Origin of the sequence: Pedobacter sp. SL55 (genome assembly GCF_026625705.1) — a bacterium.
Classification (GTDB): Bacteria; Bacteroidota; Bacteroidia; order Sphingobacteriales; family Sphingobacteriaceae; genus Pedobacter.
In genome coordinates this window covers 3374152-3399067 of record NZ_CP113059.1, presented here as the reverse complement: position 1 = coordinate 3399067, position 24916 = coordinate 3374152, and the positions used below count along the sequence as shown (strand labels likewise).

Sequence of the window (24916 nt, the reverse complement as noted above, 5' to 3'; positions counted from 1 at the left end):
ATTCACAACTTTTACATTTAAACCCGTACTTTTACATCAAATTTTAACGTATGGAACCGCTACACTTCGATTTTAATCAAATCTTATCAACTTCGATGATTTTATTTGCGATTATTGATATTCTCGGCTCCATCCCTATTATCATTTCGTTGCGCAAAAAGGCTGGGCATATCCAATCAGAAAAAGCAACTTTGGTAGCTACGGCAATAATGATTTTGTTTTTATTTGGCGGAAAAGCTGTTTTAAGTGTGATCGGTGTTGATGTGCAGTCGTTTGCTATTGCAGGTTCGTTGGTAATTTTTATTATAGCAATGGAAATGGTTTTAGGTATCCATTTTTTTAGAGATGAAGAGCCAGAAACAGTTTCTATTGTACCTCTTGCTTTTCCTCTAATTGCTGGTGCCGGCACTTTAACTACATTGTTATCCTTAAAAACAGAATATAGAACCGAAAACATACTGATAGGTATTTTATTGAATATGGTGTTTGTGTATTTCGTTTTAAAAAATACTGCCCGACTAGAAAAGCTATTAGGTAAAACCGGATTAAATGTTTTAAGGAAAAGTTTTGGCGTAATTCTTTTAGCTATCGCAATTAAATTATTTAGAACCAATACCGGATTGTAACATTAATTGCTTAAATTCATCTAACATTTAAACACAGCCAAAGATGAACTTATTTGAGCAATTTACGGTATATATCGGTGCGCTGGCCATCTTACTAGAAGCAATTAGCTATTTGCGTGGAAAGTTAAAAAGTAAGAGCTAATTATTTACTATAGCTATTTTAATGTTTTAAAAGCTTCCTTAGCATATCAATAAAACTTTTAGTTTAGATATCTATATATGTAAAACTGATAATAATACAGTTATATCTATTTAGCTATTCGCAATTTACAGCACTTCCATAGGTAGAATATGTATGCGGCGAAAGAAAAGGAATATTCAGGTTGGCAGATCGTAAGATAAATAGTGCGCCAATAAATAATGCAAACCAAGGGACAAACCTTTGTGAATTAAACTTTAAATATTTCTTTAGGTAAATACCTCCCAAAGAAATAAAAATCATCAAAGGGCTTGTACCCAATCCAAAAAGAAGCATAAACATTGCGCCAGATTGCGAACTAGCCGAATTTAACGCAGTCGCTAAGGCTAAATAGACCATTCCGCAGGGAATTAAGCCATTTAACATACCTGCAAAAAAGCCCCAAAAAGGAAGTTTAAATACTTTTCCCATCAACTTACTAATTGGAACCACCATGTTGTTCTGCAGTTTTTGGAAAGTAGGTAAATATCTTCCACTCAACTGTGCGAAAGTAAAAAGTATCAACACAATTCCAATAATCAAACTCAGCGTTTCTTGCTTAGCGAAAACAGCAAAGGTATTGCCCACCAAACCAACTAACAAGCCTAATAAAGCATAAATTGATATTCTGCCCAATTGATACAATAATACTTGCAAAACGTTACGCCAACTTCCTTTTTTATTTAAGGGTAAGCCAAGCACAATTGGTCCGCACATTACGGCACAATGTACACTTCCCAAAAAACCCATCAAAAAAGCAAGTGGCATTAAGTTCATATCTTAATATCTTTTGTAAATAGATAATCTTTACCATTGAATTGCCATTGTAACTTTAACAACCACAATCCTTTATCCAAATTACCAGTTTCAATTATAATCAGGTTTTCGTCGCTGATAGTTTTGCCATTACTTTTCACATCTTTTTCTTTGGCAGATGGACGCATTAAGGTCAGTTGGTAATCTGCAGCGTCTTTTAACTGTATAATCAACTGGTTTTCGCTCTGCTTAATTTCTGGTGTTGCCCCATCATTTAAGGTATTGCTTTTAGCATCGTATTCCTTATTGTAGTTAATGCCTTTTTCGTAGTAATTATCTTCTACTAAAGCATCGTTGCCATGCTGCTTGAACATATAAACCACCATGCCTATAATGAAAGACATGAAAACTGCCATTCCTAAAACTAGTTTCGTTCCCCAATTCATGTTTGCAATTGTTTGATTGTTAAATTGTTTGATTGTTGGTTAATTGTTTAATTGGTTATTCGGTTAACTGAAAACTGCCAATTGCGAACTGCAAACTGCCTAAGGTTGCGAAAAGAAAGTAGTGCTTGCGTTGCTAATTACCTTCCCTTCTACTTCCACTTCAAACTTTACCTTGCTTTTAAATTCTTCAATGTTTTTGTGCTGTTTAATGAGAAAGAAAGTTAGATGTGCTGCCCCTTCTTTTGGTAAAATGGTGTCGGCTTGTATCAATTCTATTTTATCTTTCGCATCGGTGGATTTAAAGACAAACTTCATATCCTTGTTGGTCTTGTTGATCAGCTCTGCGTTGTATAAATTGGCAATAGTTCCATCGGGGCGTTTTTGATACAAAGTTCCGCTGGCCCTCAACACGGTAGTTTGTACATCTTCTCGTTTGTAAATTAAAGAAGAAAAAATAATCATTACTAAAAACAAAACTGCCGCATAACCGTAGGCTCTTGCTCCTAACTTAAATTTGTTTCTGTTCTGTATGTAATCATGGTTATAAAAACCGATCAATTTTTTGGGCTTTTTAATTTTTAGCATTACTTCATCGCAAGCATCTATACAAGCCGTACAGTTAACACATTCTAGCTGAGTTCCTTTCCTAATATCAATCCCAGTTGGACAAACCTGCACGCATAAACCGCAATCTATACAATCGCCTTTTAGGGTTTGATCTAAGTTTTTTTGGATATAACCACGAGGTTCGCCACGAGTTTCATCATAAGCTACAATTAAGCTTTTATTATCTAATAAAACACCTTGCAATCTGCCGTAAGGACAAATTACTGTACAAACTACTTCCCTAACGTAAGAGAAAACCCCGTAAAAAATGAGTGTAAAAATCCAAATAGAAGTGAAGCCTACTGTATGCTCACTAATCGGTTCGGTAATGATTTCATAAAGTTGAGCTGAACCGATAATGTAAGCCAAAAACACATTGGCAATAAAGAAGGAAATCACTAAGAACAAAAAATGTTTAAATCCTTTTTTGAAAACCTTTTCTGTGTTCCATTCTTGAGCATCTAGTTTCTTTTGTTGGTTGGCATCGCCTTCTATCCAATATTCAATTCTACGGAAAACCATTTCCATAAAAATAGTTTGCGGACAGGCCCAACCGCACCACAACCTGCCCAAAACTACTGTAAAGCAAACAATGAACAAGATAAAAATCAGCATTGCTAAAGCAAAGAGATAAAAATCTTGTGGTGTGAAAATAAGCCCAATAAATACAAACTTTCGCTCCAAGAAATTAAGCAGCACTAGCTGTTCGCCGTTAAACTTAATGAAAGGGCTAGCGAATAAAAGCAGCAGCAAAACATAACTAACCCATTTCCTTTGGTTGTATAATTTACCTGATGGTTTTTTAGGATAAAGGAACGTTCTGGCCATACTTTTTATGTTTTGAGGTTTTGTCATCTCTATATCTTTCTGCACTTGTTCTTAAAAGATTGCTTCGTCGTTCCTCCTCGCAATTACGACAAAGGTTCCGTCATTTCGACGAGGTACGAGGAGAAATCTTTGGACTATTCCGAGAGAAGATGTTAAAAGATTTCTCCATTTCGTTGCACTCCAGTCGAAATGACGGACTATTGATGTTAATTTCAATTTGCTACTGCAGCTTCTGCCACAGCGGCATCATATTTTTCGCCCTGTGGTGCTTTAGGGTTAGCTGGTTTAGAACCTTGCAACGATAAAATGTAATTGGTTACTGCACTAATGTTAGCCGAACTCATGTTTTTCTCCCAGCTTACCATTCCCTTTTCAGGCACACCATATTTCACTACTTTGAAAATATCTTTCACGCTGCCACCATGTAGCCAAAACTCGTCGGTTAGGTTAGGTCCAACTAAACCTTCGCCATTTTGACCGTGACAAGCAACACAATTTGCATCGAATACGCCTTTACCCACGGCAATTTGCGATGGATCAACTTTCACGCTGTTTTCATCAACTGATGAAGCATTTTTTGCCAAAAATTTCTGCTTAGCCAGATCGGCCTTTGCCATTTCGGTTTTGTACTCATCATCTTGACGCTCGCCATGTTCGCCAATATGATAGTAATAAAGATATCCGGCAGCAAAAATTAATGTACCATAGAAAAGCACGTTAAACCAAGCGGGTACCGGGTTATTTAACTCCTTAATACCATCATAAGCATGTGGAATTTCTAAATCTTTCTCTGCTGAAAGAGGTTTTAAACTCAATAGTTTAGTCCAAATGTTAGGTTTTTCTCCGTTTAGTTTTACCCATTCCTCATATTCTAATTTTCTATCTTCTTTAGTTTTATAAGGCGTTGGATTTTTACTTTCTTGGTAAATTACTTTAAAACTTTTATACAAAGTGATGGCCACAAACAACAGAATAATCGAAAATATCAAAAGCGTGATAATCAACAATTCGGTAAAGCTTGACCCCCAAAGATGGCTCTGGAATTACAGCTTTAGCTTCTTCTGCGGCAGTTGTAGCAACATCTTGTGCAAAAGAACCTAAGCTAGCAGCTAATATCATCATCAACAAATTAAACTTCTTCATAACCATTAGATTGAGGTTCGCTAATAGGTAGATTACTCATTTCTGCAATATGGGTTTTGTTCATTTTAAGAAGATACACACCCACTAAGAGGAAGAAAACCATAAATATGAGCAGTGATGCGATGAGATAAAACTCGCCTCCTGCTAGGTCTTTTATTTGCTTAAACATAATTTTACTGATTAGATGGAATAGTAGTTTTGTTTGCTTTAATATCTGTGCCCATGCGTTGTAAATAAGCGATTAAGGCAATAATTTCTCTGTCGCTTTTTACATCAATGTTGTTTTGCTTCAAATCAGCGGCAATTGCTTCTGCTTGCTCTTGTAATTTAGCTTTTGCAACAGCATCAAAATTTTCTCTATATGGCACGCCTAAACTTTGCATTGCTCTAATTTTAGCCTCGGTCATGCTGGTATCCAATTTTTGGGTAATTAACCATGGATAAGGCGGCATGATACTGCCCGGCGACATTGAGGTAGGATCTAACATGTGGTTGTAGTGCCAAGCATTAGAATATTTACCGCCAATGCGATGCAAATCTGGTCCTGTACGTTTACTTCCCCATAAAAACGGATGGTCGTATACAAACTCGCCTGCTTTACTGTACTCGCCGTAACGCTCGGTTTCTGACCTAAACGGACGGATAGTTTGAGAGTGGCAGTTCACACACCCTTCTTTGATATACAAATCTCTACCTTCTAACTCTAACGGTGTATAAGGTTTCACACTTGCAATGGTTGGCACATTACTTTCGATGGTAAACGTTGGCATCATTTCTACCATACCACCAATTAAAATCACAATCATAGAAAGCACCATGAATTTCATTGGTTTGCGCTCCAATACACGGTGCCATTTTTTATCTGTTGGATCTTCGTGAGTAATTACTTTCTCTAAAGCCATCGCTTCTGCCGCTTCATTTGCTACCAATTTGCCTCTCAACATGGTTTTAGCCAAATTGTAAGTCATCGCGATAGCTCCGATTAAGTATAATGCACCGCCAATAGAACGTAAAATATGCATCGGGATAATTTGTAGCGTAGTGGTTAAGAAGTTGGCATATTTCAACAACCCTTCATCTGTGAATTCTTTCCACATTAAACCTTGCGTAAAACCAGCCCAATACATTGGGATAGCGTAAAACAAGATGCCCAAAGTGCCTATCCAGAAATGGAAAGAAGCCAATTTTTTAGAAAACAATTCTGTTTTATAAATGCGTGGGATTAACCAATACAGTATACCGAAGGTTAAAAAACCATTCCATCCTAAAGCACCTACGTGTACGTGAGCTACAATCCAATCGGTAAAGTGCGCAACGCCGTTAATTTGTTTTAAGGATAACATTGGCCCTTCGAAAGTTGCCATACCATAAGCGGTAAGTGCAACTACCATAAATTTCAAGGTTACATCTTCACGAACTTTATCCCAAGCGCCACGCAAGGTTAACAAACCGTTGATCATACCACCCCAACTTGGTGCAATTAGCATGATGGAGAAAGCTACACCTAAAGATTGTGCCCATCCTGGCAAGGAAGTGTACAATAAATGGTGTGGACCAGCCCAAATGTAAATGAATATTAACGACCAAAAGTGAAGAATACTCAATTTATAAGAATATACCGGGCGATTAGCCATTTTAGGCAAAAAGTAGTACATCATGCCCAAATACGGCGTAGTTAAGAAAAATGCTACCGCATTATGCCCGTACCACCATTGTACCAAGGCATCTTGCACACCAGCAAAAACGTAGTAACTTTTTAAGAATGAAATTGGCAGCTGAAACGAATTAACAATATGCAACACCGCAATGGTTACAAACGTAGCAATATAGAACCAAATGGCTACGTAAAGATGTCTTTCTCTACGTTTGATAATGGTACCGAACATGTTGATACCAAAAACCACCCAAATTAAGGTAATGGCGATATCAATTGGCCATTCTAACTCCGCATATTCGTGTGATGAAGTAAAGCCTAAAGGCAACGTAATTACCGCCGAAACAATGATTAATTGCCAACCCCAAAAATGAATTTTACTTAATACATTGCTAAACATCCGGGCTTTAAGTAAACGCTGTAAGGAGTAATAAACTCCCATAAAAATGGCGTTACCCACAAAAGCGAAAATTACTGCATTAGTATGGAGTGGTCTGATACGACCAAACGTAGTGTACTGATTACCGAGGTTCATGCTTGGCGAAATCAGCTGCGTAGCGACAATTAGTCCTACTAGCATACCGATAATGCCCCATACGATGGTTGCAATACCGAAATCTCGTACAATCTTGTTGTCGTAAGTAAATTTTTCTAGCTGCATAATTGAATAGAAATAGATTTGTAATGTTTATGACAAATTTATTGCAGTGCCATAGCACGGCCGATGATGAGTGTTAGTCGGAAATATGATTATGGTCACTTTCCTTCGGTTCGGTGTTTTTTACTTCATCATCAAAAAGAATTCTTACGCTTGGTGTGTACACATCATCGTGCTGTCCGTTTTTTAGCGCCCAAAAAAAAGCTCCCAGAAAAACCAATGCAACTAGCACGCTGCAACCGATTAAGAAATAGAGTATGTTCATGATTTATTGTTCGATTGTTAAATTGTTGTATTGTTGGTCAACGGTTGTATTGTTACCCCTAAATCCCCTAAAGGGGACTTTGTATAGCACCCTGTATTCAGTTCCCCTTTTAGGGGGCTAGGGGGTTAAGTTGTTTTTCCTTGCAAAATACCTGGTTGCCAAACTGGTAAAACTGATGATGGTAATGGTACTTATTGGCATTAGAATAGCAGCAACCAATGGATAAAGCGTACCTTGAACGGCGTAGTAAACTCCTATCAAATTATAAGATGTAGCTATCGCAAAGCTGATCTTTATCGTCTTTAATCCATCTTTACTTAACTGGATAAAATTTGGCAGCAAGCTTAACGAACTGCCACTTAAAATGGCATCGCAGCCTGGCGTAAAGTTGTTGATGTTATCTGTTATGGCAATGCCAAAATTGGCTTGTTTTAAAGCGCCAGCATCATTTAAACCATCGCCTAACATCATTACTTTTTTCTTATTGATTTGCAATGCTTTAATGGTTTCTAATTTTTGATGTGGACTTTGATTAAAGCACATGACCGTTGATGGTTTAAAAATAGATTTCAACAAGGTTTCATCTTTATTGGTATCCCCAGAAAGCACTTTCAAATCATAATCTTTATTTAAGGAGTTGATTAAAGGAGTAATGCCATCTCGCCATTGTTGGTCTACCGAAAAGCAGCCTTTATACATTCCATCAATCATGATGTGTACGCCGCCGTTTTCTTTGCTGATAATGCTCTCTACCTCAAAAGGTAAACCTCGTTTACTACCAGCATACACCATACAACCGTTTACCATGCCCATAATCCCCTTTCCTACTACTTCGTTGTACTTGGCAATGGCATAAATTTTATCCGGATTTAAAACCTTTAGCACTTGTCTACTCAGCGGATGTGAGGAATTATAGAGTAATGAGGCCACCATTAATTTCTCTCCAGCCGTTAAACTTCCTTCGAAACAAATTTCAGAATTTTGCGTACTGGTTAACGTTCCTGTTTTATCAAAAACTATGGTATCTAAATCGGCCAATTGCTCTACAGCATCGGTATTTTTTACGTAAAAACCTTTTTTATCAAATACAGAAAGTATAGCCGAAAGCGTAAATGGCGTACTTAAAGCGAGCACACAAGGGCAGGCCACAATAACCACCGCCGTAAATGCCGACCATGCTTTGCTACTATCTCCCATCCACAACCAATAGCCAGTAGCTGCAAAAGCAATTACAAAAACGCCAATACTGAAATACTTGGCAATGCTATCGTTAAAATTCTTTCTCTTAAAATCGGTTTTGTAAAATTCTTTGTTCCATAAACCTGTTAAGTAACTTTGCGAAGCTGGTTTAATTACTTCGAGCTCAATAGCCTCTCCCATTTGTCTTCCGCCAGCATACACAATCTCACCCAAAACCTTCTGCTGTGGCTCGGCTTCGCCAGTTACAAAGCTCATGTCCAACCAAGCATCTCCCTTCATTAGGATGGCATCGGCTGGCACTAATTCGCCATTGCGTATCAATAGTCTATCTCCAACTACTATTTCGCTAATAGCTACTGGTTTTTCACGGTTATCTTTAAGGGTGGTAATCGCAATTGGAAAATAAGAACGGTAATCCCTATCGAACGAAATATGGTGGTAAGTACGTTGTTTTACCCATTTACCCATCAGCAATAGAAAAACCAATCCCGTTAGGGTATCTCCGAAACCTGGCCCTGTATTAAATATGGTTGAAATAGCGGTGCGTACAAATAGCACTGCTATAATGAGTGCGAGCGGTGTATCTAGATTAATATGTTTTTGTTTTAAACTGGCAATGGCCGATATGAAATATTCTTTCGCACAATAAAATGTTACAGGAATACAAAATGCCAAATTTAACCAAGCAAACAAGTATTGAAATTCATTCTCCAAGGCTGATAAACCGAAATACTCTGGAAAACTGAACAGCATTACATTGCCCATACAGAAACCGGCGATGGCAATTTTCCAAATCAGTTGTTTATTTACCGAATTACCTTTCTCCTTTACCACGTCCTGCAAACTTATTAAAGGCTCGTAACCAATTTGGTTAAGTAAACTTCTACCACTTGGCGAAGCGATACTTTTTCATGTTTGTAGCTAATAGTTACTTCCTTTTTCAGAAAATCGATACGTGAACTAAATATGGCTGGGTTGATTTTGTACAAATGCTCTAACAACCAAATACAAGAACTACAATGGATAGCCGGAACGTAAAATGTAACCATCGAGTTATCTTTATCTTTATAGTTGATGAGCTGTGTGATGATGGTTGGTTCATCTAAGTATTCGAAATGACCCTTATCTTTAATGCGCTGCCCAGGAGTATCATTGTACGCATAGTAGTTGCACATGTTGTTTTCTGATAAAATCTGATATACGCTTTGACAACCTATGCAGCAGAAATCTTTATCGTTGAAGCTTAATTTAACAGCAGGTAATTGATCGCCGCAATGGTAACATAATGAACTTTGGTGGGTGATGGTTGAATTGCTCATAACTTTGTATATTTTATCTCGTCAGTCTAAATTTTTCGAAGCCTAATTTTAAATATGCTCCGACAAGCTCAGCATGACAATTCTGCACTTAATTTTGTCGTCATTCCCTCAGATTTACATCGGAGTAAGCTGTAAAAACGGGAACCGCGAGTGCTCAGCTTAGCTAATCTTAAAGTGATATGATGTATATTTTCTATCGCATTAAGATTCCAGAATAAATCTGGAATGACGCACTTATTTAGGATTGTACGCGACCTTAAATCGATGCGCTAAACAACTGTTTTTGTGGTTGTTTCTGCCATAATCTTTCGTCAAAAGCCATACAAACGTTGCGTAAAAACGATTTGCCTGCAGGAAGGATTTTTACGCCCTCTTTATTTATAATCTCAACCAAACTGTCACTAATCATAGGCTGCAAACGTTCAATAACTTCTTGCGAAATGCCTTCAGTAAAGCAAGTGCTGTTTTGGCACATTAAATTGAGTATGTGCTTTCTGATATACAGATCTTCTTTGGTTAATAAATGACCTTTTTGTACAGCTAAATCTTCTGAAAGGATAAAACTTTTATACTCTTCTACCGTCTTCGCATTTTGCGCAAAAGCAGTACCGCAATCGCTAATAGCAGATACACCTAAGCCTAGCAGGATAGGCGTATGGTGGTCGGTGTACCCCATAAAATTGCGATGTAATTTTCTTTGTTCACTAGCGATGTACAAACTATCTGTTTTCAAAGCGAAATGGTCCATCCCTATTTCTTCATAACCTGCAGCCACTAACATGGCTCTACCTTTTTGGTACAAGGCAAATTTTTCGTCGCCTTGCGGGATATCACTCTCCGTAAAATGACGCTGACCAGCTTTGATCCAAGGCACATGGGCGTAACTATAAAATGCAATACGATCTGGCTTAATGGCAATGGTTTCTTCAATGGTTTCGGTTAAACCTGTAATATTTTGCCCAGGCAAACCATAAATTAAATCGAAGTTGATGGATTGATACCCTAATTCACGAGCTAACTTACTGATGTTGTTAACCTGCTCTGGCGTTTGGTAGCGGTTAATCATAAATTGCACCTTCGGGTCAAAATCTTGAATTCCCAAGCTCAATCTTCTAAAACCTAACTCACGCAAAGTTTTTAGATGCTCTGCTGTAGTATTATCTGGATGCCCTTCGAAAGAGCAAGCTGCATCTTCATCAAATTGCGAACCACCAGCAATAGTTTCTAGTAAAGCTTTTAAGTTGGCTGCACTAAAAAAAGTGGGTGTACCGCCGCCTAAATGAATTTCTTTGATTTTTGGTTGCTCGCCCAATAATGCGCAGTACATTTCCCATTCCTTTAATAAAGCATCAATATATGGCAACTCTACACCATGATTTTTAGTGATACGAGTATTGCAACCGCAGTAAGTGCATAAGCTTTCGCAAAACGGTAAATGAATGTATAGGCTAATTCCTTCGTTATGGTGTTCTTTATAGGCTGCAACCAATTTGTTTTTCCAATGCGCAGCAGCAAAATTTTCGTTATCCCAGTAAGGCACCGTTGGATAACTGGTGTATCTAGGTGCAGCAATGTTGTATTTACGTAACAGTTTGGTGGCTTCCATTACTGTCCCTCCTGTTTCATTGCTTTTGCACAATCGTTTGGGCAACAACAAGCCTTACCAACACATTTACCAGCGGCCCAGTTATCTAAGTTTTTTATTACTTGTTGCATACGTGGCATTACTACATCGTTACCTTGTGTAAAAGGAACATTGGCAATTTTAAAACCGGCAATTCCAGCTGCATTTAAGTCAATGTGGTTGGTTTCGAAAGATGAAGTAGCAATGTATTTAATACCTAAGGCCTTTAAGCCTACCATCAGTTCTGCATTTAATGGATCTTCGTTAAACACAATCAAAACCTCTTTGCCTTGTGCAAATGGCAGTGTTTCTTTACTTAAACTATTGGCTATAATGGTAATATCATGTTTCTTGTGGTTAGCCAACACCAAGCACTCTTTTTCTTCAGGTTTAATATTATAAGCAATAGCCTTCATGAAATCATTTTATGTTTCACAAAACTAGCTAGTAGTAGGTTGCGGCAATTTGAGCGCAGTTAACCTAAAAAATGATATTAATCACAAACTGCTGCCGGGTAATTAATGTGAGTATAAATTTTAACTAGCCTTTTAGAACACGGCATAACCTGCAACTATTTATTAATAACGAGCTGAGAACTAAAAGACAGCTAAGCGTAAGCTGTTTTTGACGAAAGCTTGAAAAAATTTGCGCTTTAAAAAAGAGTATTGCGAAGAGCGCAAAATAATTTATCGTAATCTCCCAAAAAGAGATTTATTTTAAATAAAAAAAAGCGGATAATTTTAAAATTATCCGCTTCTGGCTATAGATTATTAATTAAAGCTTTTAGTTTCCGGCTGCTGTTTTAGCTTCTTCCTTTAATTTAACATTAATTTCTTCTACTTTTTTGCGTTGCTCTTCGGTTAAAAGTGCACTCATTGCTTCATTTCTATCTTTAACAATTACTTTAATTGCTGCTTTTTTTGCTTTTTCATCTAACGAAGCATCTTCTTCAATCTTTTTTCTCTTTTCTGAAGCATCTTTTTTAACTACAGCAATCTTTTTGATCTGGTCTGTATCGCAACCAATTTCTGTTAGCGAAGCCTTATCCCATCCAAAAGAGGTTCTCTTTTTTGGTGCATCTTGTGCATGAGCAAACACCATTGTAAAACACGCAATAAATAGCGTAAATAATAACTTTTTCATTTCTGTTTATATTTAGAATAATAAAACTAATACATTTCTAATGATATTTCCTATCAAGCGTAAAATTATTTTTAAATAAAAACTACTAAATTAGTAGACTTTATTATATTTGCATCAATGTTCATAAAATTTATATTTGGTTTAAAAAACGGCAGCTTGGATGAGCTGCCGTTTTTATTTGATGATTTATTGTTAAAACCCACTCTAAATTGCCTTAGACTTTGATAGCAAAAAAATTATTATCATCTTAGTAAAAAATTAATCGTTTAAGTTGTCAACTTACCACCTGTCAGAAGAAGTTTATTTAACTCGGCTTATTAATGCAGATAGGGATGCTTTTGCTTATTTTTACGAAAAATATAGTTCTGCACTACACCAAAAACTTAATAAAATGGTGAAAATATCTGAAGTTGCAGACGAGCTTTTACAAGACGTTTTCTTAAAATTATGGATTAAAAAAGATACCATAGATACCTCTAAACCCTTTAAAGCATGGCTGTATACGATAGCCCAAAACACAGTTTACGATTATTACAGAAAACTTGCGCAAGACAAGAAGATGCAAGACCACTTAATTCATACTTTTGCAACGTTTTACAATCAAACAGAAGATTATATCTACAATAAAGAGCGTGCTGCTGTATTAAATGAAGCCATTGAACAGCTACCTCCGCAACGAAGAGAAATTTTCAGGCTCTGTAAATTAGAAGAGAAATCTTATAAAGAAGTGGCAGAACAATTAAATATTAGTGTTTCTACGGTCAGCAACCAATTGGTGCACGCCACCAAAGCCGTAAAAGATCATGTGTTCTTCCACTCTAAAGATTTCCTTGTATTTGTTATTGCATTATATCTAAAGAACTAGTTCTCCTCAACCTCTTAAACTAAATCTAAAAAAAACACTTTTTTTTAGCATACGATAGTGTGTTTTTAAAACTCGTGCGTATAGGTTTATAAATATGGAGCAAAAAACAAAGTTCGAAAAACTATTTAACAGGTATCTTAATAGCGAAGTTACCGCAAATGATCTTAATGCTTTGTTTAAAGACATGGCAGAGGTTAATGAGATGGACTTACGCAATCATATTAACCAAGAGCTGCTTTTGGACGATGAATTGGCACCCGCCGATACAGTGCATCTTCAATCAATTTTTGCAAAAATTGAAGAAAAAATAGAAAAACAACCAAAAACTAAAGTAATTAAAATAACTACTTGGTACAAAGCCGCTGCAGTAGCTGCAGTAGTTTTTGGAATAAGCTATTTAGCGCTTTACAGTGGTTCTTCAACTAAAAATGAGATTATTCCTGGTAGCAATAAAGCTGTTTTAGTAATCAATAACGAAGAAACTCTACTAAACAGCGAAAGCCAATCGAGCTTCTCTCCTGCCGCCGCCATTTCGGTTACTACCGCTGCCAACGGCAACATTATTTACAAACAAAAATCAAACGATACTACGGGCCTATCTGCCCTGCACGCCATTAGCACACCAGCTGGTGGTTTCTACAAAATTACACTTGGAGATGGTACGCAAGTTTATCTCAATTCAAAATCTACCTTAGAATTTCCCGTTGGTTTTTATGGCCCCGAAAGACACGTAAAATTAAGCGGCGAAGCTTACTTTAAAGTGGCAAAAAACAAAAAAATGCCATTTATTGTATCTGTTGGGCAAACCAATGTCAAAGTTTTAGGTACAGCATTTACTATCAATAGCTTTGGCAAGCAAACAAAAACTACGCTTTACGAAGGTAGCGTACAACTCAACTATCTATCTAACCGAAAAATTCTCGCTCCCGGACAGGAAGGATTATCTGACCGAAATGGCATTCTCGTAAACCAAGCCGACACCGCTGCTGCAAAAGCGTGGACCAATGGCTTGTTCGTATTTAACGACCAAGCATTAGCCGATGTACTCCATGAGCTTTCCCGTTGGTACGATTTCTCTTTCGACGAGAACAGCATCCCCAATAAACGCTTATATATAAGACTGAATAGAAACACTGCCTTTAAAGATGTACTAGAAATGTTGTACACCACTACGGGGCTAAAATTTAAAGTAGAAGAAAGGAGGCTAAGCATAGATAATTAAAATACGCTCAATCAAACAAATTTTATAATCAACTAACTAACCTTTAATGAATAAACTTTACCTAGCAGGTAGCAAAAAGCCTGTGCTGATATCGTATTTGAGATTGCTTTTATTAATCTCTATTTTTACCACGCTAACTGCTCAATCTTCTTTTGGGCAAGTTATATATACATTTAGCTTTAAACAAGCTACACTAAATACTGTAATTTCTGAAATTGCTACAAAAACCAATTACCAATTTGTTTACGATGCTTCGTTTAACCAAAAAGCAAAGCCAATTAACGCAGAAATTAAATCTTCAGATATTAATGAAATACTAACACAGGTTTTTAAAGATCAAGATTTTACCTACCGTGTAAATGGAAAAACCATTGTGATTAAGTCTAAAGCTGCAGGAGAAAATACCTATACCCTGCACGGTATGGTTAACGATAATGATGGTGCGTTAATGCCAGGCGTTACCGTTACTCAAAAAGGTACTTCAAACACGGTTAGTACCGATAAAAATGGACACTTCGGCATTGATGTAAGCGATAGTAACAATACCTTGGTTTTCTCTTACCTAGGTTACGAACAAAAAGAAATTAAATATGCTAAAAATGCTACCGGATCGGTAATTATTGTCACTTTAGCACCGTCTAACGCTGTGCTACAAGAGGTTGTGGTAACTGGTTACCAATCGCTTAAACGTTTCGAATCGCCGGCTGCAATTGCCGAAGTAAATAACAAAACCTTAAACGAAAACGTAAACGTAAACTTAACAAGTGCCTTAGAAGGTCGTTTTGCTGGATTAATGTTTCAAAAAAATGTGAATGGAGCGGCAGCAGATAAACCAATATTGAGAGGTATCGGAACTTTATCTGCACAGGTTGGTTCTGCTCCTCTTTTGGTAATTGATGGATTGCCTACTGAGCTTACTTTAGAAGACATCAATCCTTACGATGTAGAAAGTGTAAACTTGTTAAAAGATGCTTCGGCAGCATCAATTTACGGTTCTAGGGCTGCAAATGGTATCATCGTTATCAATACTAAAAAAGGAAGTGGAAACTTGAAGGTTTCTTTAAACTCGGACTTTTTTATTGCTACAAAGCCTAACCTAAACGACATGCACTACGCAAGTACCAGTGATTTAATTGATTTTGAGCAAGCTGTGTACAACCGAGAGAGAGCTAGATACGCCAACGTAACTTCGCTATTTAATTATTATGGCGATGCTGGCAATAGTAGTTTAAGGTATTACAGCCCGCTTTACCAGTTAAACAGAAATTTAGAAGAAGGAAAAATTAACGACAGTGATTTTAATGCCACCATCAACCAATGGAGACAAAATGATTTCATTGACGATTATACCAAAAATGTTTGGCAAAATGAATTTAGACAACGCTATAATTTGTCTTTCTCGGGTGGTACAGCAAAGCAAAACACCTACATATCATTTAATTTTGACGATGCCAGAGGAAGGATAAAATATAACGATAACCAAAACTACAACCTTTATGCAAAAAGCAGTTTTCAAGTTAAAAGTTGGTTAAATGCTACTTTCGGCATCAACGCATCCTATTCTGTCGCAGATATTACCGATAGTGATTTTGGTAGTTTCGACATTCAAAAAAGATACGAAAGAATAACCGACGGAAATGGCAACTTAGTAATTGCTCCTTTTGCAAACATTGATGATGGCTTTACTTCTAGCGGTGCCATGAACCCAGCGGTAGCTGATAGGATCAATAGTCTTTCTGGTTTCAAATCTTTAAACTTTAACGTACTAAACCAATTGCAAGAAGGTATTACGCAACAAAACTCGTTAAGTCTAAGAGCATTTACCAATATCGAAGCTAAAATTTGGAACGGCTTAAGCTTTAACACACAGTTTCAGTACGAAAATAGAAGAACAAATGCCGAAGTTTACCACGATGTAAACTCGTACAAAATGCGCTATGCTATTAATGGCCTAACCGGATACACCCCTGCTACCAACACTTATACCTATGTTGATGGCTTTTCTACTGGCGGCCGTTATCAGCAAATAGATAGACAAACTAGTAATTACACCTTTAGAAACCAATTAAATTTTGATCGCTATTTTGACCAGAACAAACACAAAGTTACTGCAATTGCAGGTTTCGAAATGCGTGAAAGTTTTATACCTAGAACGGTTGAGCAGTTGAGATACGGCTACGATCCAGTAACTTTAACCTCAACCATTATCAATACTTTTGCGCTTAGCCAAACTGGTGCACCAAGTTACATTTATGGCAATAACCGAACACTAAGTGCACTTTCGCGTACACAAACCGAAACCAAGCACCGTAATTTTTCTGTTTACAGCAATTTTGGCTATACCTATTTAGGCAAATACAACCTAATGGGTAGTTTACGGGTAGATAGAGCCGATTTTTTTGGTGCAGAGCCGAAATACAGAAATCGTCCGCTTTGGTCGGTTGGTTTAGGTTGGAATGCCAGCGAAGAAGATTTTCTTAAAAACGTAAAATGGGTTGATTTCTTAAAGTTAAGAGCTACCTATGGGGTTAACGGAAATGTTGACCAAAGCACTACGCCATACACCGTAGCAACCAGAAGAAACGACAACCTTTTTCAGTCGTTACAATACATAAATATTACCCAACAGCCAAACCCTATGCTGCGTTGGGAAAAAACAGCTACTACAAACATTGGTTTAGATTATAGCCTTTTCAACAATAAGTTGCGAGGCAGTATTGATGTTTACGATCGTTTAAGTAGCGATTTATTAGTTTCAACAGATTTAGACCCTACCGTGGGTGCACTTACACGCAGAATAAATGCTGGCGAGCTAAGAAACAGAGGTATTGAATTTAGTGCTGGCTCTGAGTGGTTTAAACGAGGCGATTTCCGTATCAACTCTAATTTAATTATTGCGTTTAACAAAACTAAGGTCGAGAAAGTGACTAGAGCTAAAGGAACTGCTAGTAACTATGTAGGTTTCCCAGGTGATTACTTTTTTGAAGGCGAATATTACAATAGTTTTTATGCGTACAAATACGGCGGCATGACTAACGGTTATCCTTATGTATTAGACGAAAACGGCAACCCAACGATAACTTTTGATGCCAACGGCAATCCAAATCCTACCAGTGTAAAATCAATTAACAACCCAGATGCGTTGGTAAACATGGGAAGCTTAATGCCAACTTACACTGGCTCACTATCTCAACGGTTTTCGTATAAACAATTTGATTTAAATATGCTATTGGTTTTCTCTGGTGGTAATAAAATGCGTAAAGAAACCTTAGATTTAGGTTCTGATGCACTTACAAACATCGGCATAACTCAAAGATATACTGATGCTAACCCAACTGCTAACCCTCGTTTGTTGGTAGACTATGCAGAAAATATGCGAAACTATGCTTCTTCTATAAGCTCGCAATGGAGAAACTCAGACATTAACGTGGTTAACGGAGATTACATTAAACTAAGAAACGTATCGTTAAGCTACCATTTACCAAAATCATTTGCAGATAAAATCAAAATTTCATCTGCTAGATTAACATTCCAAATGAATAACATTTGGTATTGGAGCGCAGCCGGAAACGATATCGATCCTGAGGTGTATACTGCTAACTCTGGCACAAGAAATATGCCTTTGCCAAAAACTTATTTATTTGGTCTTAACCTAACATTGTAACATCATGAAGCACATCAAAATATTATTATTTTCTATTGCGGCTATGAGTTTTGCTGCTTGCAAAAAATATACCGACCTTACCCCAAAAGGATCGTTAATTGTAGAAAACGCATCACAATTTCACGAAATGGTTTCGCTACCAAATCGTGGTTATCCGGTAAATAACTTTCAATATTTATCAGACGATCAATGGATGCGTGAGGCAAACGTAATTGGCAGAACGCCAAATATCGATATCATCAATTTTACTTTTAACGAAACTGTAGATCGGGTTTCTTTGTATGGCTCGTCAAGCTTTTACAATCAAGCTTACAGCTACATTAACCGTTGGAATACCATTATCTCGTTAGTAGATGATAGCAAAGGCGATGCAGGTATTAAACAGCTGGCAAAAGCCGAAGCTAAAATTTATAGAGCGCATGACCATTTCCTTTTGGTAAACCACTATGCCAAGGCCTATGATCCGCAAACTGCAGCAACCGATGGTGGTATTTGCATCATGGATAAATTTGATTTGGAAGCGCAGCCGAAAAAATCTACAGTAGCCCAAGTTTATGATTTTATACAAAAAGACATTGACGAGGCCTTACCTTATCTACAAGAAAAACCTTTAGATGTTTACCATCCATCTCTGGCTTTTGCTTATGCTTTAAAAGCCAAAGTACATTTGTTTAAACGCGAAATTGCGCAAGCCAAAGCAGCGGCAGAAAAATCTTTGAGCTACAATAGCGAAATTTTCGACATGGTAAAATATGCTGCAGAAGGTGGCCCAACGGTTAAGCCAATTACCGCAGGCAACAACCCAGAAGTGTTAAGCTATATGTACATGACTGGTAATACAGAACTTAACTTTTCGTACATCAACATCATTAGCCCAGAGTTGAGAACGCTATTCGGTAACAATGATGCCCGTTTTAATCTCTTTTACAACTCTACCCACGCATCTAATCTCGATCAAGGTTCTAATACAGCCTATTGGGGCGTAGCATTTACGCGTTTCTTTATGCCTACCGTGGGCATGAAAACCACCGAGGTACATTTAATGTTAGCAGAATGCTATGCTAGAGATAACAAATTTGCCGAAGCTGTAGATATCCTTAACAAGCTAAGAGCAAAACGTATTTTAGCTGGCGGTACCGTAAACTTGGCCGTACCTACTACTAGAAAAGAAACCATGGAGTTAGTGGTAAACGAACGCAGAAGAGAATTGGTACTTGGTTTCCATCGCTTTTTTGATTTGAAAAGGTTAAACACAGAAACCGAATTTGCTAAAACATTGGTACGCAAATTCCCAATTGTAAATCAAACTGTGCCGCAACAAACCTACACTTTGCAGCCCAACTCAAGGTTATATATCATTCCATTTCCCTTAAATGTATTGAGATTAAATCCTTCTCTTACCCTAAATACAGACGAAAAAATTCCTTTTTAATTTTAGATGAAGAAACTACTCGTAATATTAAGCATACTCGCTGCCTCGCAGCAGTATGCTTATTCGCAAACGCCACCCGATAAAAAAGCTGATAGCACGCAAAAAAGCAGTTTACAGCCTTATAATAAAGTAATTACTGCCAATGCCAAAAGCAAAGTAGGATTGTTTACTGTATCTCAGGTAGACACTAAATTTTATTTCGAAATTCCTGATAGTTTGTTTAATAGATATTTGTTAACAGTAACACGTTATTTAGCTACACCGCAAGGCATGGGAAGTTTTGGTGGCGAAAAAGCTAACGAACAAACTATTTATTTTGAAAAAGGGCCCAACAATACCGTATTTTTAAGATCATTACAATACAAACAAGATATTCGTAATGCAGATGCAATGTTGGCCAAAGCCATAGCAGGCAGTAACGAAAATCCAATTGTTGCCGCATTCCCTATTAAAACTACCAATCCTACTACTGGAAATGTGGTAATTGAAGTGACAGATGCTTTCAAAAAAGACAATCCAATGTTTTCATTGGCCAATAGTGAAAAATCAGAAAAGAAACTCACTTCTTTGGCAGACGATAAGTCTTTTATCGAAGCTATCAACACCTACCCTATCAATATTGAAGTTAAAACAACCAAAACTTACAGCAATGCTACCGCAAGCGCTGGAAGCATTACGCTTAGGCTTAATACCTCTATTGTACTTTTGCCAAAAGTGCCAATGCGCAAACGCTTTTTCGATGAAAGAGTAGGTTTTTTTGCTAATAAATATGTTTTGTTTGATGATGATCAGCAACGTGCACAAACCAAATACATTGTACAGCGTTACCGTTTAGAGCCTAAAGATGCCGACATAAAGAAATACCAAGCTGGACAATTGGTAGAACCAAAAAAGCAAATTGTGTACTACATAGATCCGGCTACGCCAAAAAAATGGCGCAAGTATTTAATTGCAGGTATTAACGATTGGCAAAAAGCTTTTGAAGCGGCTGGTTTTAAAAATGCAATTGTAGGTAAAGAATGGCCAGAAAACGATACCACCATGAGCTTAGAAGATGCTCGTTATTCTGTGGTAAGATATTACGCTTCTGAAACACCAAATGCTTACGGCCCACGTATTAGTGACCCTCGTAGTGGCGAAATCATAGAAAGCCATGTAGGTTGGTTTCACAATGTGATGAAATTAGTGCAAAACTGGTACATGATCCAAGCAGGCCCATTAGATCCAAGAGCCAGAAAAATGCATTTGGACGATGAGTTGATGGGACAATTGATCCGCTTTGTTTCTTCTCACGAAATTGGCCACACCATCGGCTTACGCCATAACATGGGCGCTAGCAGCGCTACTCCGGTAGAAAAATTGAGAGATAAGAAATGGGTGGAAGCTAACGGCCACACCGTGTCTATCATGGACTATGCCCGTTTCAATTACGTGGCACAACCAGAAGACAATATCAGTCCGAAAGGAATTTATCCACGTATTGGTATTTATGATGAATGGGCAATTAAATGGGGATATACATTTTTCCCGAAGTTAAAAGACGAATTTGAAGAAGAAAGCACTTTAGCTAAATTAACTACAGAAAGTTTAGCCGCAAATCCGAAACTTTGGTTTGGTGGCGAAGGCAAAGATGAAGACCCACGTAGCCAATCGGAAGATTTAGGCGACGATGCCATGGTAGCTAGCGACTATGGTATTAAAAACCTGAAACGTGTAGTGCCTAATTTAATTGCTTGGACTTACGAACCTAACGATGCTTATGATAATTTGTCAGACATGCACAAAGCCGTAGTAAGGCAATATGGAAGGTACCTATATCATGTATTAAAAAACATTGGCAATAACTACGTAACTAAAAGAACAGCAGATGAAAAGGCAGTGGTTTATAGGCCTATCCCAAAAGCAAAAGTTAAATCGGCTATCGATTATGTAGGTAGACATGTATTTGTTGCTCCACTTTGGATGTATCCACAAGAAATTGCGCAGCTTATTCCAATGAAAGCGGCAGACGAGATTTCGGACCAACAAAACCAAGTGCTTAATATGCTGCTAAGTTCGGGTATGCTTTATAATATTAGTCAAAAAGCATTACAGTTTGAGGGGGCTTATACCGTTCCTGAGTTTTTAAATGACCTACAACAAACCGTTTGGATTAAATTTTCGGGCGATGAAAAACTAGATGTTTACAGAAGAAGTTTACAGCGTGGTTACATCGAGAAAATGGGTATGTTGTTACTACCCAAAGAAGTAGAACCTGGCAAGGCTTTAAATACAGCACAACGCAGCGATGTTAGACTTTATGGTCAGCAACATTTAATACAGCTAAGAGCTGATATTGTAAAACTAATGGCCACAACCAATGGATTTAACAAACAGCATTTAGAGAGCATTTTACTAGATATCGACAAAATTATTTCGAAACTTAATAAAACAGAAGTATGAAAAAATTAATAATAGCCACACTAATTGGCATTAGCAGCATAGCGCAGGCACAAACCATGTCTGAGAAAGAGGTTACACCAGAATTAGTAGCGCAACGCGAAACACAAAAAAAAGAGTTAGTTAACAGCTACTTAGCTTTAAGTAATAATTTTATTGCCTCTGATAGTGTTGCAGCAGTAAACAATGCAAAAGCTTTGATCACATCATTTAGTAAATTCAAGTTTAAAAAACTGACTTTAGAAAAAATGAATGAAGCTACAACTACGAGAAAGGAAATTGTAGCGCTTGCTACAGCAATTGCAGCAACTAAAAATATTAATAAACAACGCAAAGCTTTTAGTACGCTTTCTACTAAGTTTTGGGCTATTGCAGATAAGTTGAAACCAGCCGATATGCCATTATACCAACAAGTTTGCCCAATGACTGGCGATATTTGGTTAAGTGAAAGTAAGGATATTAAAAACCCTTACTATCCAAAAAATATGTTGACTTGCGGAGAAGTTAAAGCAAGTTTATAAAGAGTAAATTTAGGTTTAGTTTGATAAAATGCGGCTGTCTGGATAGAAGCCGCATTTGTCTTATAAAACCAATTCTTGCATCAGTTTATTTAAAGTTTCTTCGGCATCTATACAAAACCCTGGGTGCACTTTTGAGCATTGTACCACCGTACTTCTGGTTGCTGTTAACCATCTAAACCTACTGGCTAAATCCAATTGGCCAATTGGCCCAGCTAACTTCCCTCCTTTGCAAATATTTACAATGGCGTTCAAGTTTTCTTCAATAATCTCTGTTTCTAACTCGCAATTTAAAGCCTTTAACCTTTCTGCCGAAACTTGAAATGCGGCTTTCAGATACTTTAGTTTATTACAATACATAATGATGCCCACGTTAATAAATTCTTCTCGTTCTACCCTAGGCATTACCCGAATTACGGCATACTCAAATAAGTGTCTATCTTGCATTTTCGGCTTCGTTAACAAAAACTGAAGAGTTTTCAATTCGAGTATTTAAAAAATAGGCATAAGCTTTCCGCTGGTCTTTGGCGGTTTCAAAACTACGTTCATCCAACCATTCATCAGGTATTAAAGCTAAAATATCATTAATCAACTGCGGCGTTAAAATTGCTTTTAACTCGGCATCAACTTTGGTAATTTCGCTTGCTTGAGGTAAGAGCACGTGGTCTTTTACCAATACAAATGGGCGCTTGGCTTGTTCTTGCCAATTCTGCCAAGAGTGATGAAAATAAAGGGAAGCTCCATGATCAATTAACCACAATTCTTTATGCCAGTACAACATATTTGTGTTTCTTGGCGTTCTGTCCATATTGGTTAGCAAACAATCCATCCATACAATTTTAGACGCCAAATTAGCATCCACTTTGTTAATGGTTGGATCGTAAGTGATAGCTCCCGATAAGTAGTGTAATGCCAAATTTAAGCCTACGCTGGCCTTCAACAAATCTTGAATTTCTTCGTCGGGTTCTGTTCTGCCAAATGCCTCATCTAAATTAGCAAAAACCAATTCGGGCATTCGTAAGCCTAAAGCACGAGCAATCTCGCCACCAATAATTTCAGAAATGAGGGCTTTATGCCCCTGCCCTGCACCTCTAAACTTTAGCACATATAAAAATCCATCATCTGCCTCGGCAATTGCGGGCATAGAACCACCTTCTCGCAAAGGCGTTACATAACGTGTAACATTAACGGTTCGTAGTTCTAATTTATTCGCTGTTGTATTTACCATACGCTTCAAAGGTAATCTAAAGATCAGTAACCAAAAAATTTGCCCAGACTAATTGGTATAAGCTAACAAAAAACTGATATTTGGTAAATAACTATCCCAAACTTGTTTCGTAAATATGTTCAAATCTCGAAGTACAATTTTAGCCATTTTAATACTGCTATCATTTATACTATTAGCCATCTTTGTTAGCAACAACCCAATAAACGAATTTGATATCAGTATTTCTAGATTTGTACAGCAATACCGCAACACCAATCTAGATCAGCTAATGATTTGGATTAGCGCATTTGGTAATGTTGCAGTAGCCTTTGTTGCAATAGTTATAACGTCTTTATTGTTTTATATTTTCAAGTATAAGCGAGAAGCATTGTTTATAGTGGCCATTTCTTTTACTGGCTTAATAACCCTTTCTTTAAAATTTTTATTTAGTCGCCCCAGACCAACAAACCAACACGTTACCTTAATAGAAAGTTATCAGAACCATAGTTTCCCAAGTGGCCATACACTTTCTTACGTGGTTTTTTTTGGTTTTCTAATAGTATTGATGCAGCAGTTAAAATCTATCCCTACTTATTTAAGGAATATAATCAGTTTGTTTGCTTATTTTATGTTTATAGTGGGCCCACTATCCAGAATTTATTTAGGTGCACATTGGTTTACCGATATTATAGGCGGTTTATTAATTGGCTTGTTGTATTTGATATTTCTAATTTATTGCTACCGAAAATCTAAATAACATTCGCATCCACTTTTTTGGGAGTATAAAGAGATTATCAACTTCATCTTTTTTATGTTTGCAACCCCCTTTAATATCGTTTAAACAGCTTTTTAAAAAATTATTTAACATTTTTTTAATCAAAGTTTGCAGAATTGATTAGAGTTTGTACTTTTGCGGCGGAGAGCTGGCAGAGTGGTCGAATGCGGCAGTCTTGAAAACTGTTGACTGTAACAGGTCCGGGGGTTCGAATCCCTCGCTCTCCGCTGGTAAAAACAAACAAAAACAAGCCCTTATTTAGTTAATGGGCTTTTTTTGTGGATTTTGATTTAGGTAGTCTTTGTTTAGTTTAAGACTTAACTTTTGACAGCAACATTACACCCAAAT

At 37.2% G+C, this 24916-nt stretch carries 23 protein-coding genes and 1 tRNA gene; 9 read left to right on the top strand and 15 right to left on the bottom strand.

Going from position 1 to position 24916, the window contains the following annotated elements; translation table 11 throughout:
* Positions 1–50 precede the first annotated feature (50 nt).
* Entirely contained in the window at positions 51–626 is a 576-nt protein-coding gene (locus OVA16_RS15165) for a MarC family protein (protein WP_267761029.1), read from the top strand.
* Positions 627–882: 256 nt separating this feature from the next.
* Here OVA16_RS15165 and OVA16_RS15160 read toward each other — a convergent pair whose 3' ends face one another.
* From OVA16_RS15160 to OVA16_RS15100, 13 genes are all read right to left on the bottom strand, one after another.
* The gene (locus OVA16_RS15160; protein WP_267761026.1) at positions 883–1581 is read right to left on the bottom strand and encodes a sulfite exporter TauE/SafE family protein; all 699 of its coding nucleotides are present in this window, start codon (positions 1579–1581) and stop codon (positions 883–885) included.
* Positions 1578–2006: a FixH family protein gene (locus OVA16_RS15155; protein WP_267761023.1), complete on the bottom strand. Its 429-nt coding sequence runs from the start codon at positions 2004–2006 to the stop codon at positions 1578–1580. Before OVA16_RS15155 ends, OVA16_RS15160 begins: the two co-directional genes overlap by 4 nt.
* Positions 2007–2105: 99 nt before the next feature.
* A complete protein-coding gene (ccoG, locus tag OVA16_RS15150) occupies positions 2106–3440 on the bottom strand; it encodes a cytochrome c oxidase accessory protein CcoG (protein ID WP_267761020.1) in 1335 nt (444 codons plus the stop codon).
* 212 nt (positions 3441–3652) lie between these two features.
* On the bottom strand, positions 3653–4390 hold the full coding sequence (locus OVA16_RS15145; RefSeq protein WP_267761017.1) for a cbb3-type cytochrome c oxidase N-terminal domain-containing protein: 738 nt from the start codon (positions 4388–4390) through the stop codon (positions 3653–3655).
* Positions 4383–4583 (bottom strand): hypothetical protein, encoded by a 201-nt coding sequence (locus OVA16_RS15140; protein WP_267761014.1) that lies wholly within the window; start codon positions 4581–4583, stop codon positions 4383–4385. The genes OVA16_RS15145 and OVA16_RS15140 overlap by 8 nt, the downstream gene beginning before the upstream one ends.
* Positions 4570–4752 carry a hypothetical protein gene (locus OVA16_RS15135; RefSeq protein ID WP_267761010.1) on the bottom strand — a complete coding sequence of 61 codons (183 nt, stop codon included), beginning with the start codon at positions 4750–4752 and terminating at the stop codon, positions 4570–4572. The genes OVA16_RS15140 and OVA16_RS15135 overlap by 14 nt, the downstream gene beginning before the upstream one ends.
* A gap of 4 nt (positions 4753–4756) precedes the next feature.
* The gene (ccoN, locus tag OVA16_RS15130) at positions 4757–6898 is read right to left on the bottom strand and encodes a cytochrome-c oxidase, cbb3-type subunit I (protein ID WP_267761008.1); all 2142 of its coding nucleotides are present in this window, start codon (positions 6896–6898) and stop codon (positions 4757–4759) included.
* 73 nt (positions 6899–6971) lie between these two features.
* The gene (gene ccoS / locus OVA16_RS15125) at positions 6972–7160 is read right to left on the bottom strand and encodes a cbb3-type cytochrome oxidase assembly protein CcoS (RefSeq protein WP_267761006.1); all 189 of its coding nucleotides are present in this window, start codon (positions 7158–7160) and stop codon (positions 6972–6974) included.
* 117 nt (positions 7161–7277) lie between these two features.
* Positions 7278–9194 (bottom strand): heavy metal translocating P-type ATPase, encoded by a 1917-nt coding sequence (locus tag OVA16_RS15120; RefSeq protein ID WP_267761004.1) that lies wholly within the window; start codon positions 9192–9194, stop codon positions 7278–7280.
* 14 nt (positions 9195–9208) lie between these two features.
* The gene (locus tag OVA16_RS15115) at positions 9209–9679 is read right to left on the bottom strand and encodes a heavy metal translocating P-type ATPase metal-binding domain-containing protein (RefSeq protein ID WP_267761003.1); all 471 of its coding nucleotides are present in this window, start codon (positions 9677–9679) and stop codon (positions 9209–9211) included.
* A 256-nt stretch (positions 9680–9935) separates the two neighbouring features.
* Positions 9936–11285, bottom strand: a complete 1350-nt coding sequence (gene hemN, locus OVA16_RS15110) for an oxygen-independent coproporphyrinogen III oxidase (RefSeq protein WP_267761001.1) — start codon at positions 11283–11285, stop codon at positions 9936–9938.
* On the bottom strand, positions 11285–11719 hold the full coding sequence (locus tag OVA16_RS15105) for a lactate dehydrogenase (RefSeq protein WP_267760999.1): 435 nt from the start codon (positions 11717–11719) through the stop codon (positions 11285–11287). The genes hemN and OVA16_RS15105 overlap by 1 nt, the downstream gene beginning before the upstream one ends.
* 367 nt (positions 11720–12086) lie before the next feature.
* Positions 12087–12446, bottom strand: a complete 360-nt coding sequence (locus tag OVA16_RS15100) for a hypothetical protein (protein WP_267760997.1) — start codon at positions 12444–12446, stop codon at positions 12087–12089.
* 271 nt (positions 12447–12717) lie between these two features.
* Here OVA16_RS15100 and OVA16_RS15095 point away from each other — a divergent pair, with 271 nt between their 5' ends.
* The 6 genes from OVA16_RS15095 to OVA16_RS15070 all read left to right on the top strand — a co-directional run bounded on the left by OVA16_RS15095 (position 12718) and on the right by OVA16_RS15070 (position 22589).
* Positions 12718–13311 (top strand): RNA polymerase sigma factor, encoded by a 594-nt coding sequence (locus OVA16_RS15095; RefSeq protein ID WP_267760995.1) that lies wholly within the window; start codon positions 12718–12720, stop codon positions 13309–13311.
* Between the two features lie 94 nt (positions 13312–13405).
* A complete protein-coding gene (locus tag OVA16_RS15090; protein WP_267760992.1) occupies positions 13406–14533 on the top strand; it encodes a FecR family protein in 1128 nt (375 codons plus the stop codon).
* Between the two features lie 46 nt (positions 14534–14579).
* Positions 14580–18197, top strand: coding sequence for a SusC/RagA family TonB-linked outer membrane protein (locus OVA16_RS15085; protein WP_267760989.1), 3618 nt, complete (start codon positions 14580–14582; stop codon positions 18195–18197).
* Positions 18198–18201: 4 nt separating this feature from the next.
* Positions 18202–19629 carry a RagB/SusD family nutrient uptake outer membrane protein gene (locus tag OVA16_RS15080; protein WP_267760986.1) on the top strand — a complete coding sequence of 476 codons (1428 nt, stop codon included), beginning with the start codon at positions 18202–18204 and terminating at the stop codon, positions 19627–19629.
* A gap of 6 nt (positions 19630–19635) precedes the next feature.
* Positions 19636–22071 carry a zinc-dependent metalloprotease gene (locus tag OVA16_RS15075; protein ID WP_267760983.1) on the top strand — a complete coding sequence of 812 codons (2436 nt, stop codon included), beginning with the start codon at positions 19636–19638 and terminating at the stop codon, positions 22069–22071.
* Positions 22068–22589: a DUF3347 domain-containing protein gene (locus OVA16_RS15070; RefSeq protein ID WP_267760981.1), complete on the top strand. Its 522-nt coding sequence runs from the start codon at positions 22068–22070 to the stop codon at positions 22587–22589. Before OVA16_RS15075 ends, OVA16_RS15070 begins: the two co-directional genes overlap by 4 nt.
* 60 nt (positions 22590–22649) lie before the next feature.
* Here the strand turns inward: OVA16_RS15070 and OVA16_RS15065 are convergent, their stop codons facing one another.
* The gene (locus tag OVA16_RS15065; RefSeq protein WP_267760978.1) at positions 22650–23033 is read right to left on the bottom strand and encodes a DUF3037 domain-containing protein; all 384 of its coding nucleotides are present in this window, start codon (positions 23031–23033) and stop codon (positions 22650–22652) included.
* Positions 23023–23814 carry a HipA family kinase gene (locus OVA16_RS15060; RefSeq protein WP_267760976.1) on the bottom strand — a complete coding sequence of 264 codons (792 nt, stop codon included), beginning with the start codon at positions 23812–23814 and terminating at the stop codon, positions 23023–23025. The genes OVA16_RS15065 and OVA16_RS15060 overlap by 11 nt, the downstream gene beginning before the upstream one ends.
* Positions 23815–23929: 115 nt before the next feature.
* On the opposite strand from OVA16_RS15060, the gene OVA16_RS15055 reads away from it, so the two are divergent.
* Entirely contained in the window at positions 23930–24550 is a 621-nt protein-coding gene (locus OVA16_RS15055) for a phosphatase PAP2 family protein (protein WP_267760973.1), read from the top strand.
* A 160-nt stretch (positions 24551–24710) separates the two neighbouring features.
* Positions 24711–24795: transfer RNA gene (locus tag OVA16_RS15050), tRNA-Ser, on the top strand.
* The last annotated feature ends 121 nt before the right edge of the window (positions 24796–24916 follow it).

Excerpts from the sequence above, each read along its gene's own strand:
- OVA16_RS15155 (WP_267761023.1), bottom strand. The coding sequence starts at position 2,006 with ATGAATTGGGGAACGAAACTAGTTTTAGGAATGGCAGTTTTCATGTCT.
- OVA16_RS15085 (WP_267760989.1), top strand. The coding sequence starts at position 14,580 with ATGAATAAACTTTACCTAGCAGGTAGCAAAAAGCCTGTGCTGATATCG.
- OVA16_RS15135 (WP_267761010.1), bottom strand. The coding sequence starts at position 4,752 with ATGTTTAAGCAAATAAAAGACCTAGCAGGAGGCGAGTTTTATCTCATC.
- OVA16_RS15075 (WP_267760983.1), top strand. The coding sequence starts at position 19,636 with ATGAAGAAACTACTCGTAATATTAAGCATACTCGCTGCCTCGCAGCAG.
- ccoS (WP_267761006.1), bottom strand. The coding sequence starts at position 7,160 with ATGAACATACTCTATTTCTTAATCGGTTGCAGCGTGCTAGTTGCATTG.
- ccoN (WP_267761008.1), bottom strand. The coding sequence starts at position 6,898 with ATGCAGCTAGAAAAATTTACTTACGACAACAAGATTGTACGAGATTTC.
- OVA16_RS15100 (WP_267760997.1), bottom strand. The coding sequence starts at position 12,446 with ATGAAAAAGTTATTATTTACGCTATTTATTGCGTGTTTTACAATGGTG.
- OVA16_RS15140 (WP_267761014.1), bottom strand. The coding sequence starts at position 4,583 with ATGAAGAAGTTTAATTTGTTGATGATGATATTAGCTGCTAGCTTAGGT.
- OVA16_RS15105 (WP_267760999.1), bottom strand. The coding sequence starts at position 11,719 with ATGAAGGCTATTGCTTATAATATTAAACCTGAAGAAAAAGAGTGCTTG.
- OVA16_RS15115 (WP_267761003.1), bottom strand. The coding sequence starts at position 9,679 with ATGAGCAATTCAACCATCACCCACCAAAGTTCATTATGTTACCATTGC.
- OVA16_RS15055 (WP_267760973.1), top strand. The coding sequence starts at position 23,930 with ATGTTCAAATCTCGAAGTACAATTTTAGCCATTTTAATACTGCTATCA.
- OVA16_RS15160 (WP_267761026.1), bottom strand. The coding sequence starts at position 1,581 with ATGAACTTAATGCCACTTGCTTTTTTGATGGGTTTTTTGGGAAGTGTA.
- OVA16_RS15090 (WP_267760992.1), top strand. The coding sequence starts at position 13,406 with ATGGAGCAAAAAACAAAGTTCGAAAAACTATTTAACAGGTATCTTAAT.
- OVA16_RS15165 (WP_267761029.1), top strand. The coding sequence starts at position 51 with ATGGAACCGCTACACTTCGATTTTAATCAAATCTTATCAACTTCGATG.
- ccoG (WP_267761020.1), bottom strand. The coding sequence starts at position 3,440 with ATGGCCAGAACGTTCCTTTATCCTAAAAAACCATCAGGTAAATTATAC.
- OVA16_RS15080 (WP_267760986.1), top strand. The coding sequence starts at position 18,202 with ATGAAGCACATCAAAATATTATTATTTTCTATTGCGGCTATGAGTTTT.
- OVA16_RS15060 (WP_267760976.1), bottom strand. The coding sequence starts at position 23,814 with ATGGTAAATACAACAGCGAATAAATTAGAACTACGAACCGTTAATGTT.
- OVA16_RS15070 (WP_267760981.1), top strand. The coding sequence starts at position 22,068 with ATGAAAAAATTAATAATAGCCACACTAATTGGCATTAGCAGCATAGCG.
- hemN (WP_267761001.1), bottom strand. The coding sequence starts at position 11,285 with ATGGAAGCCACCAAACTGTTACGTAAATACAACATTGCTGCACCTAGA.
- OVA16_RS15065 (WP_267760978.1), bottom strand. The coding sequence starts at position 23,033 with ATGCAAGATAGACACTTATTTGAGTATGCCGTAATTCGGGTAATGCCT.